Annotated in this window: 6 protein-coding genes; all 6 read left to right on the top strand. The window is 49.6% G+C overall.

The annotated features are described in order from the left end of the window. Positions 1–65 precede the first annotated feature (65 nt). Positions 66–3,194 (top strand): hypothetical protein, encoded by a 3,129-nt coding sequence (locus tag KBW69_RS08800; RefSeq protein ID WP_257280631.1) that lies wholly within the window; start codon positions 66–68, stop codon positions 3,192–3,194. A 114-nt stretch (positions 3,195–3,308) separates the two neighbouring features. Beyond that, positions 3,309–6,386 (top strand): hypothetical protein, encoded by a 3,078-nt coding sequence (locus KBW69_RS08795; protein ID WP_257280629.1) that lies wholly within the window; start codon positions 3,309–3,311, stop codon positions 6,384–6,386. 141 nt (positions 6,387–6,527) lie between these two features. Further along, complete coding sequence (locus KBW69_RS08790; protein WP_257280627.1) at positions 6,528–9,623, top strand: hypothetical protein; 3,096 nt, start codon at positions 6,528–6,530, stop codon at positions 9,621–9,623. A gap of 141 nt (positions 9,624–9,764) precedes the next feature. Beyond that, positions 9,765–12,893, top strand: coding sequence for a hypothetical protein (locus tag KBW69_RS08785; protein ID WP_257280626.1), 3,129 nt, complete (start codon positions 9,765–9,767; stop codon positions 12,891–12,893). Between the two features lie 117 nt (positions 12,894–13,010). Beyond that, a complete protein-coding gene (locus tag KBW69_RS08780; protein WP_257280625.1) occupies positions 13,011–16,145 on the top strand; it encodes a hypothetical protein in 3,135 nt (1,044 codons plus the stop codon). A 128-nt stretch (positions 16,146–16,273) separates the two neighbouring features. After that, positions 16,274–19,381 carry a hypothetical protein gene (locus tag KBW69_RS08775; RefSeq protein ID WP_257280624.1) on the top strand — a complete coding sequence of 1,036 codons (3,108 nt, stop codon included), beginning with the start codon at positions 16,274–16,276 and terminating at the stop codon, positions 19,379–19,381. The last annotated feature ends 131 nt before the right edge of the window (positions 19,382–19,512 follow it).

Here is a 19,512-nt window from a genome sequence, read left to right as displayed (position 1 = left end):
TCTAAAGATTGTCGAATCCAACCACACGGAAGTGGGTAAATAATACGTTTTAAAGGAGTATTGCCATGAATGTTGCCCAGGGAACTGGGAACTCTGTAAACCTGAGCCCTTACTCTCAACCAAAGTTTGATCAACCAAGGCCTGACAGCAAGGCGGTAAAGTCCTCTAGCCAATGGTCAACCAGCCAACCGACCCGCAAGCTACTACCCAGTCATCCCAGGGAGTCTGAGCGACAGGAGCTACTGCAGGCCGCTGAAAGCGGGCGTCTGGCGTTTCGGCGAATTGAATTGACTGAAGAGAGAAATTACTTTTCGGGTAAGGGTGCGCCAAGACCCTTCACCCTCGCCCTGCCGGGGGCGATGATGCCCACTGAGCCCGTGACAGAACTCTGCGGTAAGTGGATGGTAGGCACTGTTAATCCCCAATGCCTGTACGTCTACAAACGTGATGCCCACAGCTGGCGTATGAAAAGAGGTGCAGATGCGGATAAACTGCAGGCAAAACTTCTGCCTGACCTGCAATCATTGCACGATGGACTTCTTGGACGTTCCAATATCGTTATCTGGGGAGTTTATCCTCGTTTCACCTCAGGACATCTGAGAGCGGACGGATCGTTCAGTCTACCAAAACTTAAACTCTTCGATCTTCCCCTGGAACGTTACCCGGAACTGGTGCTCACCCGCTATAGCAAGGAAGACATCCAATGCTTTTGCGTTTACAACGATGCACAGGCAAATATTGCCGATATCCTGGAGTCCAAACGCCAGTGTGAAAAGGAATTAAAGCTTAAACCTCTGCCTCTGGTCGTTTATTGTCATCACACAGGTTCTGTACAGGTCTGTTTTGATGATGAGCTGGACAGTATCCACCTGGCCGGCAATGAGCACTCTCTGGATGATTTCACGTCCTCACAGAGCATTGACCCGAACAATTTCAGAGCCATGTTGAATCTGCTGCCAATCACTTTGCGGGCAGAGACACTGAGTTCGGAATTAACCGACCCACCGGATGTGATGCACAAATTGCAACAGGCTATCAAGCTGGTGAGTGATCCCGATTGTTATAGCTCCGATAGGCTTATGGAATTAAAACGAAGTGGATTGCCCATTGACCAGCGTTTTTTTCATAATCTGATGGTTAAGTCTTTGCCTGATATTCTCCTCAATACTGAAATAGTTAGACACAATATGGGGTTCCCGGAACCGGCAACCCCGACTCAGCAGCAAAAGTGGGAGGAAGAAGCTTACCGATTATTTCAGCTCCTTTTGCAGAGCGGGGCAAGGCCCACTAAATGGGGCATGAGACATATCAAATGTATGAAAGATTGTTATGACTCTGAAGTGCCAGCGGGCATATTCAATTGTATGGTGGCTGCCTATGCTCCCTTTGAGAGCCTTACCCTGCAACATCTCAAGCGGTTACCTTTAACTGGTTGTTCGGGAAACGTCGTTGAATTTGACCGAATCTGCAGGGGCATCAGTCCACAGCAACGGCAGACGCGTTTGACAGAGGCATCACTTTATGTAACGAGTCTGCTGCATCCAACCCTTGAACATATCCAGTCTCACTTATTGGCCCTGTTTCATTACGGGGCTTCCCCGAACAAAGACCTTCTGGATAGACTTAAAGCCAATCTGGAATGGCATTACCCTCGCAGTAATAAAGTTATTCGTGATTTTTCCCCGGCTGAATATATCGAATGGTTTGAAAAACTGTGGGAGCAACGGGAAACGTATACTTTCTACCAGAATTGGCCAAAACATGTCCAAATGGCCCATCTGGAAATTGATGATCTGAAAAAAACTCTCGGTCTGGAGAATTCCCGCGACCAGACGACACCATCGGCAGCCGAGACACCAACGGCATTTCAGTTTATGGTGGACGCGTTCAGCAAACCGCCGGTCATGCCTGATCATGTCGGCGACAACGAAAAAACCATCCTGAAGGTCTTGCAGCATTATTACCGCCGTCCGGGACCGGAGCGGGTGATCCAGTGCCTTGGCAAAAAAACCTTGCCAACCGTCTGGAAACCACTGCACAGCTGCAGTCATGTCCTGCGGGCCAGAAATAATGGTCACTGGTATATGGAATTGCTGGAGAAATTTCAGCAATGCTGCTTAAGCCCGGACGAAAAAGAACTCTTATCTCTGGCGATCATCTACCATGATGCGGCTGCCGAAGATGTCGACAAATCAGCGGAAGAAACAAGGTCAGCTGATTACTTCATACGAGACCTGGCCGGGCACTACCCAGAACAGCTTCTGGATGACATGGCATTGGCGATGGTCAGCAAGGAAAATGATGTCAATGGTGGCGATAGACGACAACTGTCTGAGCCTGTGCGCTGGTACCTGCGCATATTACGCTTTGCGGATCGAATGGACATTATCCGTGGTTGCGGGGTTGGGGCCGATTTTCCCACAGCAATGAAGACTCGACCCCGTGGTTTTGACGCTACACGTCTTGACCTGCCGCCGCAGCTGCCCTGTGATTTTAGCTCCGGGTCTGGCAACAAGAGTGAATTCCAACGTCATCTGGAAGCCGCCATGCACGGCGCGGCTGATCTGGCGCAGGTAACCGGGCGGCCTCAGGATCAGCGCAAAAAAAACTACACCGAAGTCTACGGTCTGAGTGGCAATGGCGAAAAGATCTCTGAAAACTTTGAATGGACAACCGAGCCAGTGCAGAGAATGAACCAGTTTATTGACGACAATGTCCGACGAAAAATGGCTCAGGAGGCCGACATTATTGTCTGTTCAGATCCCGGCCACCAAGCCTGCAAGGCTGATCAGAACAAAGGGATCACTTATGGTATTCACAACAGCTGGTATGATCTGGGGCAGGTGGAGCTTCCGGCCGTAATGACGCTGTTGGAAAAAATGCAGTACGAACATGACCCGTCGCTTCTGAGCCCGGCAACACAACAGGCATTGGAGAAAGAAGTGCAGCGGCTGAAAAGCGAAGGTATACGGATGAACCTGGGCACCTTGACGCAGGCAACGCTGGCTTCGGAGGAAGCCCAGACAGTGCTGAAACAGCGTGGGATTGCCGTGGTCAGCGAGAAGCGTCCCTACTTAACCGACGATAGCTCCCGGAGAGAATGGAAAATGCTGGTACCGAAGAAGATAAAGAAGCCTGATGCCCAGAGCACGCCAGCAGTGGAGGAGAGGAAAAACCCTTTGATCTCGCCATGAAAATGGATTTACGGACAATGGGTATTGGAACTTTTTTACCAGCCGGATACTCCAAGAACTTTAAAATCCCTCCTTACGGAATAGGGTAAATAATAAGTTTAATGGAGTATTACCATGAATGTTGTCCATGGAGCGGGGATCTCTGCAAGCCCGTGCCCTCACCCTCAATCAAACTCTGACACCCGGTCGGTAACAGCTTCTGGTCGATGGGCAGTGGGCGAACCGACCAACAAACTGCTACCCCGTCATCCCAGGGAGTATGAGCGACAGGAGCTACTGCGGGCTGCTGAGAGTGGACGTCTGGCATTTCGCCGAATTGGATTGAGTAAAGAAGCAAACTACTTCTCAGGCAAGGGAACACCAAGACCTTTCACCCTCGCCCTGCCGGGGAGGTTGATGCCTACCGAGCGCGTGCCAGATACTTATGGTGAATGGATGATAGGTACCGTTGATCCACAGTGCCTGTACATCTACAAACATAGTGCGTCGACCCGGGATCTGTTGCAGCCTGGCGTAACTCCGGATCATCTGGCAACAAAACTACTGCCTCATCTGCAATCATTGTTCGATAATCGTTTTGATCGTGGCAGTCGAATCCTCTGGAGAGTTTACCCTACCCGTTTCACCTCGGGACATCTGCAGGCAGATGGGACATTCAGTTTACCAAAATTGAAATTCAGCGATCATTCCTCCTTCCCTGAATACCCGGAACTGGTGCTTAACAAATACAGCAGAGAAGACATCAAATGCTTTTGTGTATACAACGATGGACAGAGAAATATTACCGACATCCTGCTGAATAAGCGTCAGTGTGAATATAAATTGCAGCTTAAACCCTTGCCACTGGTCGTTTATTGCAACCGCACAGGTTCTGTACAAGTCTATTTTGATGATGAGCTGGACAATAAACACCTGGCCAGGAATGAGCATTCTCTGGATGATTTTACGTTTTCACAGGACATAGCCCCAGACCATTTCAGGGACATGTTAAATCTACTGCCAATGTCTTTGCGAGCAGAGGCACTGAACTCGGAATTAACCGTCTCACCCGATGTTATGCACAAATTGAAAGAGGCCATTGAGCTGGTGAGTGATCCCCGTTGTTACCATTACCAGAGGCTTCTGGAATTAAAACAAAGTGGCCTGCCAATTCACCAGCGTTTTTTTCATAAAGGAACTGTTCAATCTTTGCTTGACAAGCTGCTGATTTCCGAACAACTCAGAAGCGGTAAGTGTGAGCAAAACCGGGAACAGGAGAAGGAAGCCTGTCGCATACTTCATCTGCTTCTGCAGAGCGGGGCAGGGGTGGGGATTTCTGTTGACCAAATTTACAAAATGGACAATACCAACCACCCGTCAATGCCAGCGGGAGTTTTCAATTATATGGTGGCTGCCTTTGGTCCCTTTGATTTTCTGACCCTCAAACATCTCAAAAGGATACCTTTGACCGGTTGCCCGGGAAGCATCGTTGAATTTGACCGAATCTGCCGGGACAACACTCAACCGCAACGGCAAAAATGCCTGAAAAGGGCATTACGTTATGTGGTAAGTCTACCGAATCCAACGCTCGAATATATTCAGTCCAACCTACTGGCCCTTTTTCATTATAAGGCTTCTTTGGATCAAGACATGCTGAATAGTCTTAAATTCGGCCTGAAGAGGAATTGCCGTAACGGTGAGACGCACATTGATGGTTGCTTCGTAGATGATTATATCCAATGGGTTGAAAAATTATGGAAGCAACGGGAAACGCATCCCTACTACCAGAATTGGCCAAAACTTGTCCAGCAGTCCAAGGGGGAAATCAATGACCTGAGACAATCTCTGGGTCTGGACGATTCTCGCGACCAGGCAACGCCCCTGACAGCCGAGCCATCCATGGCATTACAGTTTGTGGTGGACGCCTTCAGCAAACCGCCGGTCTTGCCTGAAAATGTCGGCGATAACGAAAAAACCATCCTGAAGGTACTGCAGCATTATTACCGCCGTCCGGGACCGGAGCGGGTGATCCAGTGCCTTGGCAAAAAAACCTTACCAACCGTCTGGAAACCGCTGCACAGCTGCAGCCATGTCCTGCGGGCCAGAAATAATGGTCACTGGTATATGGAATTGCTGGAGAAATTTCAGCAGTGTTCCCTGAGCCCGGAAGAAAAAGAACTTCTGGCTCTAGCCATTATCTACCACGTCTCAGCTGCCGAAGATGTCGACAAATCGACGGAAGAAACAAGATCCGCTCATTACTTCAAACGGGACCTGGCCGGGCACTACCCTGAACAGCTTCTGGATGACATGGCACTGGCGATGGTCAGCAAGGAAAATGATGTCAATGGTGGCGATAAGCAGAAACTGTCTGCTCCTGTGCGCTGGTATCTGCGCATATTACGCTTTGCGGATCGCATGGACATTATCCGTGGTTGTGGGGTTGGGGCTGATTTTCCCGGATTAACGTTGACTCAACCTATGGGTTTTGACGCAACACGTCTTGACTTACCATTGCAACTAACCAAAGAGTTTACCCCTGAGCCTGACAACAAGACTGAATTCCAACAGCATCTGGAAGCTGCCATGCACGGCGCGGCTGATCTGGCGCGGTTAACCGGCCAACTTCAGGATCAGCGCAAAAAAGACTACACCCAATTCTACGGTCTGGACGACAATGGCTCAAAGATCTCTGAAAACTTTGAATGGACCACTGAGCCAGTGCAGCGAATGAACCAGTTTATTGACGACAATGTCCGGCGCAAAATGGCTCAGCAGGCCGGAATGGTTGTCTGTTCAGACCCCAGCCACAGAGCCTGCAAAGCTGATCAGAAAAAAGGAATCACCCGTGGTATTCATAACAGCTGGTACGATCTCCGGCAGGTGGAGATACCGGTTGGCATGACACTGTTGGAAAAGATGCAGTACGAACATGACCCATCACTTCTGAGCCCGGCAACACGAGAGGCATTGGAGAAAGAAGTGCAGCGGCTGAAAAACGATGGCATTCAGATGAATACGGGCACCCTGACGCAGGCAACGCTGGCTTCGGAGGAAGCCCAAACAGTGCTGAAACAAAGGGGGATTACTGTGATCAGCGAGAAGCGTCCCTTCGTTACCAACGGTGGTGACCCGAAAGAATGGAAAATGCTGGTGCCGAAGAAGATAGAGAAGCTTGATGATCAGAATGCACCAGCAGAAGAGAGCCGATAAAAATCCATTGATCTCGCTATGAAAATACAGTTACGGAAAGTGGGACCATACAGGAACTTTTGTACCAGCCAGCCACTCTAAAGATTGTCGAATCCAACCACACGGAAGTGGGTAAATAATACGTTTTACAGGAGTATTGCCATGAATGTTGTCCATGGAGCGGGGATCTCTGCAAGCCCGTGCCCTCACCCTCAATCAAACTCTGACACCCGGTCGGTAACAGCTTCTGGTCGATGGGCAGTGGGCGAACCGACCAACAAACTGCTACCCCGTCATCCCAGGGAGTATGAGCGACAGGAGCTACTGCGGGCTGCTGAAAGCGGGCGTCTGGCGTTTCGGCGAATTGAATTGACTGAAGAGAGAAATTACTTTTCGGGTATGGGAGCGCCAAGACCCTTCACTCTCGCCCTGCCGGGAGGAATGGCGCCCACCGGGCGCGTGCCAGAAGCTTATGGTAAATGGATGGTTGGCATTTTTGATCCACAATGCCTGTATGTCTATAAACGTAATGCAGGGACTTGTTCGCTGGCGATGATGCAGCCTGAGCTAACTCCGGAAAACAGGTTAGTAAAACTTCTGCCTGATCTGCAATCAGTGCTTGATAGATATTTTGAGCGCGGCAATCAACTCATCTGGAAAGTTTATCCTGCTCGTTTCACCTCGGGACATCTGAATGCGGATGGGACGTTCTGTTTACCAGAATTGAAACCCGGCTATCATTCCACCGATGATGATTTCCCGGAGCTGGTGCTCACCCATTACCAAAAGCAGGACATCAAATGCTTTTGCGTTTACAACGATGCACAGATCAATATTTCCGATATCCTGCAGGACAAGCGTCAGTGTGAAAAGGTATTGAAGCTTAAACCCTTACCTCTGGTTGTTTATTGCAACCGCACAGGTTCTGTAGAGGTTTATTATGATGATGAGCTGGACAGTCAATACCTGACCATGAATGAGCGTTCGCTGAATGATTTTGCGCTCTCACAGGGCGTAGCCCCAGACCATTTCAGAGCCATGTTGAATCTGCTGCCAATGTCTGTGCGAGCAGAGGCACTGAGTTCGGAACGAACCACCACAGCAGATCCAGATGTCAGGCACAAATTGCAACAAGCCATTGATCTGGTCAATGAACCCGGCTCTTACGACTGCGAGAGGCTTCTGGACTTAAAACAAAGAGGCTTGCCAATTCACCAGCGTTTTTTTCATGAACGAGGTCTTGACTCTCTGCTTGAGATCTTGCTGTGCTCCGCAATGACCAGAAACGATGAGCCAGAACACGAGCAAACTCGGGAACAGGAGGAGGAAACCTGCCGCTTATGTTGGCTGCTTCTGAAGAGCGGAGCACAGCTGCCGAGGAATTTTTCACCCCTTGTCATGATGAATGACACCTTAAATCCGGTAATGCCACCGGGCATAATGAATTATTTGGTGGCTGCCTTTGCTCCACTTGATGTTCTAACCCTGAAACATCTCAGGAGAATACCTTTAACCGGTTGCCCGGGAAGCGTCGTAGAATTTGACCGAATCTGCCGGGAATGCACTCCACAGAAACTGCAGAGCTGTCTGGAAGAGTTATTACGTTATCCGTGTAGTTTTAATTTTCCGAGTCTTGACATCATCCAGTCTAAATTACTGGCTCTTTATCATTACGGGGCTTCTCTGGACAAAAACGTTCTGAACCGTTTCGAAGCCGATGTGAAGTATCAATACCCCAACGGCAAGAAGGTTATTAATAACTTTTCTCTGAATGATTATATTCGATGGCTTAATGAACTCTATGAGCAAAGGGAAACGCATCCTTTCTACCAGAATTGGCCAAAGTATGTCCGGCAAGCTCATCAGGACATCGCAGATCTGAGACGATCTCTCGGTCTGGACGATTCTCAAAACCTGGAGACACCATCGTCAGCTGAGGCACCAGCAGCTTTACAATTTATGGTGGACACCTTCAGCAAACCACCAGCCATGCCAGAAAATGTCGGCGATAATGAAAAAACCATCCTGAAGGTACTGCAGCATTATTACCGCCGTCCGGGACCGGAGCGGGTGATCCAGTGCCTTGGCAAAAAAACCTTACCAACCGTCTGGAAACCGCTGCACAGCTGCAGCCATGTCCTGCGGGCCAGAAATAATGGTCACTGGTATATGGAATTGCTGGAGAAATTTGAGCAGCATTACCTGAGCCCGAAAGAAAAAGAACTCCTGGCGCTGGCGATTATCTATCATGACGCAGCTGCCGAAGATGTCGACAAATCAGCGGAAGAAACAAGGTCAGCCCATTACTTCAAACGGGACTTGAAGGGGCGTTACCCTGAACCGCTTCTGGATGATGTGGCACTGGCGATGGTCAGCAAGGAAAACGATGTCAATGGTGAAGATGAGCAGAGTCTGCCTGAACCTGTGCGCGGGTATCTGCGCATACTACGCTTTGCGGATCGACTGGACATTATCCGTGTTTTTGGGGTTGGGGCTGATTTTCCAGGATTAACGGTGGCTCGACCTCTGGGTTTTGACGCTTCACGTCTTGACTTACCATTGCATCTGACCAGAGAGTTTACCTCCGGGTCTGACAACAAGACTGAATTCCAACGGCATCTGGAAGCTGCCATGCACGGCGCGGCTGATCTGGCGCGGTTAACCGGCCAACTTCAGGATCAGCGCAAAAAAAACTACACCGAAGTCTACGGTCTGAGTGGCAATGGCGAAAAGATCTCTGAAAACTTTGAATGGACAACCGAGCCAGTGCAAAGAATGAACCAGTTTATTGATGACAATGTCCGGCGCAAAATGGCTCAGCAGGCCGGAATGGTTGTCTGTTCAGACCCCAGCCACAAAGCCTGCAAAGCTGATCAGAAAAAAGGAATCACCCGTGGTATTCATAACAGCTGGTTCGATCTGAGGCAGGTGGAGCTTCCGGCCGGAATGACGCTGCTGGAAAAGATGCAATACGAACATGACCCGTCGCTGATGAGTCCGTCAACACAACAGGCATTGGAGAAAGAGGTGCAGCGGCTGAAGAGCGATGGCATTCGGATGAACCTGGGCACCCTGACGCAGGCAACGCTGGCTTCGGAGGAAGCCCAAACAGTGCTGAAACAGCGGGGGATTACTGTGGTCAGCGAGCAGCGTCCCTTCGTTACCAACAATGGCAACCCGAAAGAATGGAAAATGCTGGTGCCGAAGAAGATTGCTCAGCTTGATGATCAGAATGCACCAGCAGAAGAGAGCCGATAAAAATCCATTGATCTCGCTATGAAAATACAGTTACGGAAAGTGGGACCATACAGGAACTTTTGTACCAGCCAGCCACTCTAAAGATTGTCGAATCCAACCACACGGAAGTGGGTAAATAATACGTTTTACAGGAGTATTGCCATGAATGTTGCCCAGGGAACGGGGAACCCTGTGAGCCTGAGCCCTCACTCTCAACCAAAATTTGATCGACCCAAGCCTGACAATCCTTCGGTAACAGCCTCTGGCCAATGGACAATCAGCCAACCGACCCGCAAGCAGCTACCCTGTCATCCCAGGGAGTCTGAGCGACAAGAGCTACTGCGGGCCGCTGAAAGCGGGCACCTGGCGTTTCGGCGAATTGAATTGGCTGAAGAAAAAAACTACTTTTCGGGTAAGGGTGCGCCAAGACCCTTCACCCTCGCCCTGCCGGGGGAGATGATGCCCACTGAGCCCGTGACAGAACTCTGCGGTAAGTGGATGGTAGGCACTGTTAACCCCCAATGCCTGTACGTCTACAAACGTGATGCCCACAGCTGGCGTATGGAAAGGGGTGCAGATGCCGATAAACTGCACGCAAAACTTCTGCCTGACCTGCAATCATTACACGATGGACTTCTTGGACGTGCCAATATCGTTATCTGGGGAGTTTATGACCGTTTCACCTCGGGACATCTGCGAGCGGACGGAACGTTCAGTTTACCAAAATTAAAATTCTTCAATTTTTCCCGCATGGAACGCTACCCTGAACTGGTGCTCACCGGCTATAGCAAAGAAGACATCCAATGCTTTTGCGTTTACGACGATGCACAGATAAACATTTCCGACATCCTGTGGGAGAAGAGTCAGTGTGAAAAAGTATTGGAGCTTAAACCCTTGCCTCTGGTTGTCTATTGCCACCGCACAGGCTTTGCGCAGGTCTATTTTGATGATGAACTGGACAGTATACCGCTGTGCATGAATGAGCATTCTCTGAATGATATAGCATCCTCACAGGGCGTAGACCCAGACGATTTGAGAGCCGTTCTGAATCTGCTGCCAATGTCTTTGCGGGCAGAAGCAATGAGTTCAGAATTAAGCGTCCCACAAGAAGCAGAACCCGATGCCAGGCACAAATTACAACAGGCCATGGATCTGGTAAGTAATCCCTGTTCATACAGCTACGAGAAGCTCCTGGAATTAAAACAGGGCTTACCCATTCACCAGCATTTTTTTCATGAAGGAGGTTTTACATCATTGCTTAAAATGCTGCTTGTTTCCGAAATGCTCAGATACCAGAAGCCAGAGCAGGAGCAAATTCAGAAACAGGAGGAAGCAGCTTACCGAATGTTTCAGCTGCTTGTGCAAAGTGGGGCAAGTCTGCGGAAAGATTGGTACAGGAGTTTCATCAACGGAATGATAGGTCTTGACTCTTTTATAATGCCACTGGGCATAATGAATTGCATGCTGGTTGCCTTTAGTCCATTTGAATGCATGACTTTGCCCCATCTCAGGAAGATACCTCTGACCGTCTGTCCGGGAGCCATTGTTGAATTTGACCGCATTTGCCAGAAACTGAGTCCACAACAACGGCAGGGCGCTTTGGAAAAAATATTGTGGGGATATGTGGAAGATTGTCGCCCCCCGACTCTTAATACCATCCAGACCTTCTTACTGGCACTGTTTCATTACGAGGCCTCTCCGGACAAAGGCGTTCTGAATCGTTTTAAAGCCCGATTTGCTCACCAATATCCTGAAGGTGAGAAGATTATTGATGATTTCTCTCTGAGTGATTATATCCAATGGCTTGAAAAGTTATGGCTGCAACGGGAAACGCATCCTTTCTACCGGAATTGGCCAGAGCATGTCCAGCAGGCTCAAAAGGACATCCTGGATCTGAAGCAATCTCTCGGTCTGGACGATTCTCACAACCTGGCGACACCCGAAACACCAGCGGTATTACAGTTTGTGGTGGATGCCTTTAGCAGGCCGCCGGTCTTGCCTGATAATGCCGGCGATAATCAAAAAACCATCCTGAAGGTTTTGCAGCATTATTACCGGCGTCCGGGACCGGAGCGGGTGATCCGGAGCATTGAAAGACAAACCTTGCCAACCGTTTGGAAACCGCTGCACAGCTGCAGCCATGTCCTGCGGGCCAGAAATAATGGTCACTGGTATATGGAATTGCTGGAGAAATTTGAGCAGCATTACCTGAGCCCGAAAGAAAAAGAACTCCTGGCGCTGGCGATTATCTATCATGACGCAGCCGCCGAAGATGTCGACAAATCAGCGGAAGAAACAAGATCCGCTCATTACTTCAAACGGGATCTGGCCGGGCACTACCCTGAACAGCTTCTGGATGACATGGCACTGGCGATGGTCAGCAAGGAAAATGATGTCAATGGTGGCGATAAGCAGAAATTGTCTGATTCTGTGCGCTGGTATCTGCGCATATTGCGCTTTGCGGATCGCATGGACATTATCCGTGTTTTTGGGGTTGGGCCTGATTTTCCCGGATTAACGGTGACTCAACCTCTGGGTTTTGACGCCAGGCGTCTTGACTTACCAGCGCATCTGACCAGAGAGTTTACCTCCAAGCCTGACGACAAGGGTGAATTCCAACGGCATCTTGAAGCCGCCATGCACGGTGCGGCTGATCTGGCGCAGGTAACGGGTCGGCCTATGGATCAGCGCAAAAAAAACTATACCGGAGTCTACGGTCTGAGCGGCAATGGCGAAAAGATCTCTGAAAACTTTGAATGGACAACCGAGCCAGTGCAGAGAATGAACCAGTTTATTGACGACAATGTCCGGCGAAAAATGGCTCGGGAGGCCGGAATTGTAGTCTGTTCAGACAACAGCCACAAAGCCTGCAAAGCTGATCAGAAAAAAGGGATCATTCGTGGTATTCATAACGGTTGGTATGATCTCCAGCAGGTGGCGATTCCGGCTGGCATGACACTGTTGGAAAAGATGCAGTACGAACATGACCCGTCGCTGCTCAGTCCGTCAACACAACAGGCATTGGAGAAAGAGGTGCAGCGGCTAAAGAGCGAAGCTATCCAAATGAACCTGGGCACCTTGACGCAAACCACGCTGGCTTCGGAGGCAGCCCAAAAAGTGCTGAAAAAACGGGGGATTGCCGTGGTCAGCGAGAAGCGACGCTACTTTACCGACAATGAACTCCCGATAGAGAAGGAAATGCTGGTACCAAAGAAGATAGCGAAGCCTGATGCTCGGGAGGATGGATGCTCCAGCGGGGTGGGCATGTACAATCCTTTGATCTTGCTTTGAACATGCAGTTACGGACAACAGACTGCAATGGAACTTTTTACCAGCCGTTTACTCCAAGAACGATAGAATCCCTCCTTACGGAATTGGGCAAATAATAAATTTTACTGGAGTATTACCATGAATGTTGTCCATGGAGCGGCGATCTCTGCGAGCCCGTGCCCTCAACCTCAACCTCAACCAAAGTTCGCCACCCAATCGGCAACAGCCTCTGGCCAATGGACAATCAGCGAGCCAACCCGCAAGCTGCTGCCCCATCCCAGGGAATATGAGCGACAGGAGCTACTGCGGGCCGCTGAGAGTGGACGTCTGGCATTTCGGCATATTGGATTGGTTGAAGAAAGAAATTACTTTGCTGGCAAGGGCACACCAAGACCCTTCACCCTCGCTCTGCCCGGAGAGATGATGCCCACCGAGCGAGTAACAGAAGCGTTAGATCAATGGATGGTAGGCATTACTGATCCCAAATGCCTGTATGTCTATAAACGTGACGCACTGACTAATCGGTTGCTGGAGGAGCCCAGCCTAACACCGGATACACTGACAATAAAACTACTGTCTGATCTACGATCATTACACAAGAAAAGTCGTGAGCGTGCCAATCAAATCATCTGGAGAGTTTATCCCCGTTTCACCTCAGGACATCTGCAAGCAAATGGGACATTCAGTTTACCTAAATTGAAACCCGGCGATTATACCCACATTTATAATTTCCCGGAACTGGTGCTCATCCACTATCGCAAGGAAGAGATCAAATGCTTTTGCGTCTACAACGATAAACGGGCAAATATTGCCGATATCCTGGAGTCCAAGCGTCAGTGTGAAAAGGCATTGGAGCTTAAACCCTTGCCTCTGGTCGTTTATTGTCACCACACAGGTTCTGTACAGGTCTGTTTTGATGATGAGCTGGACAGTCCGCACCTGGCCAACAATGGGCATTCTCTGGGTGATTTCGCATTCTCGCAGAGCATTGACCTGGACAATTTCAGAGCCATGTTGAATCTGCTGCCAATCACTTTGCGGGCAGAGGCACTGAGTTCGGAATTAAGCGTCCCACCGGATATGATGCACAAATTGCAACAGGCCATTGAGCTGCTGAGCGATCCCGAATGTTACAGTTGCGAGAGACTTCTGGAATTAAAACAGAGCGGATTGCCCATCGATCAGCGTTTTGTTAAAAAAGCGTCTGTTAATATTTTCGGAGTGCCTGTTAAATCTTTGCTTGATATTCTTCTGGATACCGAAGTAGCCAGACACAATGGGGGCATGGGACCGGCAACCCCTGCTCAGCAGCAACAGGAGGAAGAAGAAGCTTACCGATTATGTCAGCTCCTTTTGCAGAGCGGGGCAAGGCCGACTGAATGGGGCCTGGGCCATATCAATAATATGGAAGAATTTTTTGACTCTGCAATGCCAGTGGGCATCTTCAATTGTATGGTGGCTACCTCTGCTCCCTTTGAATTCCTCACCCTGCAACATCTTCAGCATTTTCCTTTGACCAGTTGTTCGGGAAGCGTCGTTGAATTTGACCGAATCTGCAGGAACATCAGTCCACAGCAACGGCAGACGTGTCTGAGAAAGGCACTACTTTATGTGACAAGTCTGATGCATCCAACCCTTGAACATATTCAGTGCCACTTATTGGCCCTGTTTCATCACGGGGCTTCCCCGAACAAAGACCTTCTGGATAGTGTTAGAGCCCTTCTGGCATTTCATTACCCCCGCAGTAAGAAAATTATGCGCGTTTATTCCCCGGCTGAATATATCGAATGGTTTGAAAAACTGTGGGAGCAACGGAACGAGCATCCTTTCTATCAGAATTGGTTAGAGCGTGTCCGGCACGCCAAGCAGGAAATCGCGGATCTGAAACGATCTCTCGGCATTAACGATTCTGGTGCGCTGACAACACCATTGGCAGCCGGGACACCAACGGCATTACAGTTTATGGTGGACGCGTTCAGCAAACCGCCGGTCTTGCCTGATCATGTCGGCGATAATGAAAAAACCATCCTGACGGTATTGCAGCATTATTACCGCCGTCCCGGACCGGAACGGGTGATCCAGAACCTTGGCAGACAGACCATGCCAACCGTGTGGAAACCGCTGCACAGTTGCAGTCATGTTCTGCGGGCCAGAAATAATGGTCACTGGTATATGGAATTGCTGGAGAAATTTCAGCAATGCTTCTTAAGCCCGGACGAAAAAGAACTCTTATCTCTGGCGATTATCTACCATGACGCGGCTGCCGAAGATGTCGCCAAAACAGAGGAAGAATCAAAGTCAGCTTATTACTTCAAACGAGACCTGGCCGGACACTACCCTGAACCGCTGCTGGATGATGTAGCACTGGCCATGGTCAGCAAGGAAAATGATGTCAATCATAAAGATGAGCAGAGCCTGCCTGAGCCTGTGCGCTGGTATCTGCGCATATTACGCTTTGCGGATCGAATGGACATTATCCGTGGTTGTGGGGTTGGGGCTGATTTTCCCGGATTAACGATGGCTCGACCTCTGGGTTTTGACGCTAAACGCCTTGACTTACCAATGCAGCTGACCAGGGAGTTTACCTCCAAACCAGGCAACAAGACTGAATTCCAACGGCATCTGGAAGCTGCCATGCACGGTGCGGCTGATCTGGCGCGTGTCACCGGGCCACTTCGGGATCAGCGCAAAAAAGACTACACCCAAGTCTACGGTCTGAACGACAATGGCTCAAAGATATCTGAAAACTTTGAATGGACCACTGAGCCAGTGCAGCGAATGAACCAGTTTATTGACGACAATGTCCGGCGCAAAATGGCTCAGCAGGCCGGAATGGTTGTCTGTTCAGACCCCAGCCACAAAGCCTGCAAAGCAGATCAGAAAAAAGGAATCACCCGTGGTATTCATAACAGCTGGTACGATCTGAGGCAGGTGGAGCTTCCTGCCGGAATGACGCTGTTGGAAAAGATGCAGTACGAACATGACCCGTCTCTGATGAGCCCTTCAACACAACAGGCATTGGAGAAAGAAGTGCAGCGGCTGAAGAGTGATGGCATTCGGATGAACCCGGGCACCCTGACGCAGGCAACGCTGGCTTCGGAGAAAGCCCAAAAAGTGCTGAAAGAACGGGGGATTACTGTGGTCAGCGAGAAGCGCCCCTTCGTTACCAACGATGGCGCCCCGAAAGAATGGAAAATGCTGGTGCCAAAGAAGATAGCGAAGCCTGATGTTCAGGAGGATACGCCAGCGGGGTGGGCATGTACAATCCTTTGATCTTGCTCTGAAAATACAGTTACGGACAACAGACTGTAATGGAACTTTTTACCAGCCGGTTACTCCAAGAACCATAGAATCCACCCTCACGGAAGTGGGTAAATAATAAGTTTTACTGGAGTATTACCATGAATGTTGTCCATGGAAGGCGAGCCTCTGCCAGCACGTGCCCTCAACCTCAACCAAACGTTGACACCCGTGCGGTGACGGCCTCTGGCCAATGGACAATCTGCGAATCGACCCGCCAGCTGCCACCCTGTCATCCCAGGGAGTATGAGCGACAAGAGCTACTGCGGGCTGCTGAGAGTGGTCGTCTGGCGTTTCGGCAAATTAGATTGACTAAAGAAAAAAATTACTTTTCAGGTAAGGGAACGCCGAGACCCTTTACCCTCGCCCTGCCGGGGGGGATGATGCCCATTAAGCCCATGCCGGAAATAGAGTTTGGCAAATGGATGGTAGGCATTGTTGATCCACAATGCCTATATGTCTATAAACGTGATGCAGCTACCGTACATCTGCTGGCAGATTTTGGCGCAACTCCGGAAACACTGCGAGCAAAACTACTGCCTGATCTGCAATCAACGCTCGATAGACGTCTTGAGCATGGCAATCAGGTCATCTGGAGAGTTTATCCTCACCGTTTCACTTCGGGACATCTGCAAGCGGATGGAACGTTCAGTTTACCAAAGTTGAAACCCGACAATGCCACCCCTCCACTTGATTACCCGGAACTGGTGCTCATTAAATATGGCAAAGAAGACATCAAATGCTTCTGTGTATACAACGATGTACAGACAAATATTGCCGATACCCTTCGGAACAAACGCCAGTGTGAAAAGGTATTAGAGCTTAAACCCTTGCCTCTGGTTGTTTATTGCCACCGCACAGGTTCTGTTCAGGTCTATTTTGATGATGAACTGGACAACAAACACCTGGCCAGGAATGAGGATTGTCTGGATTATTTTTCGATGTCACAGAGCATAGCCCCGGAAAATTTAAGAGGCATGTTGAATCTGCTACCAATGTCTTTGCGGACAGAGGCACTGAGTTCGGAATTAACCGTATCACCGGATACTGAGCACAAATTGCAACAAGCCATCAAACTGGTGGATGATCCTGATTCATACAGTTATGAGCAGCTTCTGAAATTAAAAGAAAGTGGCTTCCCCATTCACCAGCATTTTTTTCATGAAGGATGTTTTGAATCTTTGCTTGAAATGCTCCTGTGTTCCAAAAGGCTCAGAAACGGACAGCCTCAGGAGAAGCAAATTCAGAAACAGGAGGAAGTAGCTTGCCAAATGTTTCAGCTGCTTTTGGACAGTGGAGCAAGTCTGCCACGACATTGGTGCGTGGAATTCGTTTACTGGATGAATCGTTTTGACGTTAACCCAATGCCACTGGGCATAATGAATTGTATGCTGGCTGCCTTTAGACCATTTGAATTCCTGACTCCGCTCCATCTCAGGAAGCTACCTTTGACCGCCTGCCCTGGAGCAGTTGTTGAATTAGACCGCATTTGCCAGGGGCTTAATCAACAGCAACTGCAGGACGCCCTGGAAGAGCTGGTGCTACGATATTCAAGTGATGGTCAACCCGAGTCTCCTCTCGACATCATGCAGTCTCACTTACTAGCCCTGTTTCACTATGGGGCTCCCCTAAGCAGAAACTTTCTGGAATCTCTTAAATCCAGTTTGCAGAGGGAATATCGTGAAGGTGAGAAGGTTATAGATGATCTTGCTCCGCACGATTATATCGAATGGCTTAAAACACTCTGGGAACAACGGGAAACACATGCTTTCTACCAGAATTGGCCAGAGCATCTTCAGCAAGCTCAGCAGGACGTCGCGGACCTGAAACAATCTCTGGATATGAAGAATTCCCGCGACCTGGCGACACCATTGACAGCCAAGGCACCAACGGCATTACAGTTTCTGGTGGAGGCGTTCAGTAAACCGCCGGTCCTGCCTGATCATGTCGGTGATAATGAAAAAACCATCCTGAAGGTATTGCAGCATTATTACCGCCGTCCGGGTCCGGAACGCGTGATCAGGAGCCTTGGCGGACAGAGCTTGCCAATAGTATGGAAACCGCTGCACAGCTGCAGTCATGTCCTGCGGGCCAGGAATAATGGGCTCTGGTATATGGAGTTGCTGGAGGAATTTGAGCAGCATTACCTGAGCCCGAAAGAAAAAGAACTCCTGGCGCTGGCGATAATCTACCATGACGCCGCTGCCGAAGATGTCGATAAATCAGCGGAAGAAACAAGGTCAGCTTATTACTTCAAACGGGACCTGACCGGGCACTACCCTGAACAGCTTCTGGATGACGTGGCACTGGCGATGGTCAGCAAGGAAAATGATGTCAATGGTGGCGATAAGCAGAAACTGTCTGATGCTGTGCGCTGGTATCTGCGCATATTACGCTTTGCGGATCGAATGGACATTATCCGGGTTTTTGGGGTTAAGCCTGATTTTCCCGGATTCATGGTGACTCAATCTTCAGGTTTTGACGCTGCACGTCTTGACTTACCATCGCAGCTGAGCAGAGACTTCACCTCCGAACCTGACGACAAGGGTGAATTCCAACGTCATCTGGAAGCCGCCATGCACGGTGCGGCTGATCTGGCGCAGGTCACCGGGCAACTTCAAGATTGGCGCAAAAAAAACTACACCCAGGTCTACGGTCTTGCTGCCAATGGCGCAAAGATCTCTGAAAACTTTGAATGGACCACTGAGCCAGTGCAGAGAATGAACCAGTTTATTGATGACAATGTCCGGCGCAAAATGGCTCAGGAGGCCGGAATTGTAGTCTGTTCAGACCCCAGCCACAAAGCCTGCAAAGCTGATCAGAAAAAAGGGATCACTCGTGGTATTCATAACAGCTGGTATGATCTTCAGCAGGTGGCCATTCCAGCCAAAATGACGCTGCTGGAAAAGATGCAATACAGACATGACCCGTCGCTGCTGAACCCGGCAACACAACAGGCATTGGAGAGAGAGGTGCAACGGCTGAAAAGCGAAGGTATTCGGATGAATACGGGCACCCTGACGCAAACCACGCTGGCCTCGGAAGCAGCCCAAAAAGTGCTGAAACAGCGGGGGATTGATGTGGTCAGCGAGATGCGACACCACTTTTTTTTCAGCGACAATGACCTCCTGGTAGAGAGGGAAATGCTGGTACCGAAGAAGATAGTGAAGCCTGATGCTCAGGAGGATGCTCCAGCGGGGTGGGCATGAACAATCCTTTGATCTCGCTATGAAAATAAAGTTAGAGAGAGTGGTACCCTAATGGAATTTTGTACAGACAGTGACTCCAAATACAGCGAGATTCAATCATACGGAAGCCTGTAAATAATAAGTTTTCAGTA

The organism is Endozoicomonas sp. ISHI1, assembly GCF_024606225.1.
Lineage (GTDB): Bacteria > Pseudomonadota > Gammaproteobacteria > Pseudomonadales > Endozoicomonadaceae > Endozoicomonas_A.
The sequence above is the reverse complement of the archived record's forward strand: the minus strand, read 5'-3'. Positions and strand labels throughout refer to the sequence as shown.

Coding starts and splice junctions, on each gene's coding strand:
- KBW69_RS08800 (WP_257280631.1), top strand. CDS start 66: ATGAATGTTGCCCAGGGAACTGGGAACTCTGTAAACCTGAGCCCTTAC.
- KBW69_RS08795 (WP_257280629.1), top strand. CDS start 3,309: ATGAATGTTGTCCATGGAGCGGGGATCTCTGCAAGCCCGTGCCCTCAC.
- KBW69_RS08790 (WP_257280627.1), top strand. CDS start 6,528: ATGAATGTTGTCCATGGAGCGGGGATCTCTGCAAGCCCGTGCCCTCAC.
- KBW69_RS08785 (WP_257280626.1), top strand. CDS start 9,765: ATGAATGTTGCCCAGGGAACGGGGAACCCTGTGAGCCTGAGCCCTCAC.
- KBW69_RS08780 (WP_257280625.1), top strand. CDS start 13,011: ATGAATGTTGTCCATGGAGCGGCGATCTCTGCGAGCCCGTGCCCTCAA.
- KBW69_RS08775 (WP_257280624.1), top strand. CDS start 16,274: ATGAATGTTGTCCATGGAAGGCGAGCCTCTGCCAGCACGTGCCCTCAA.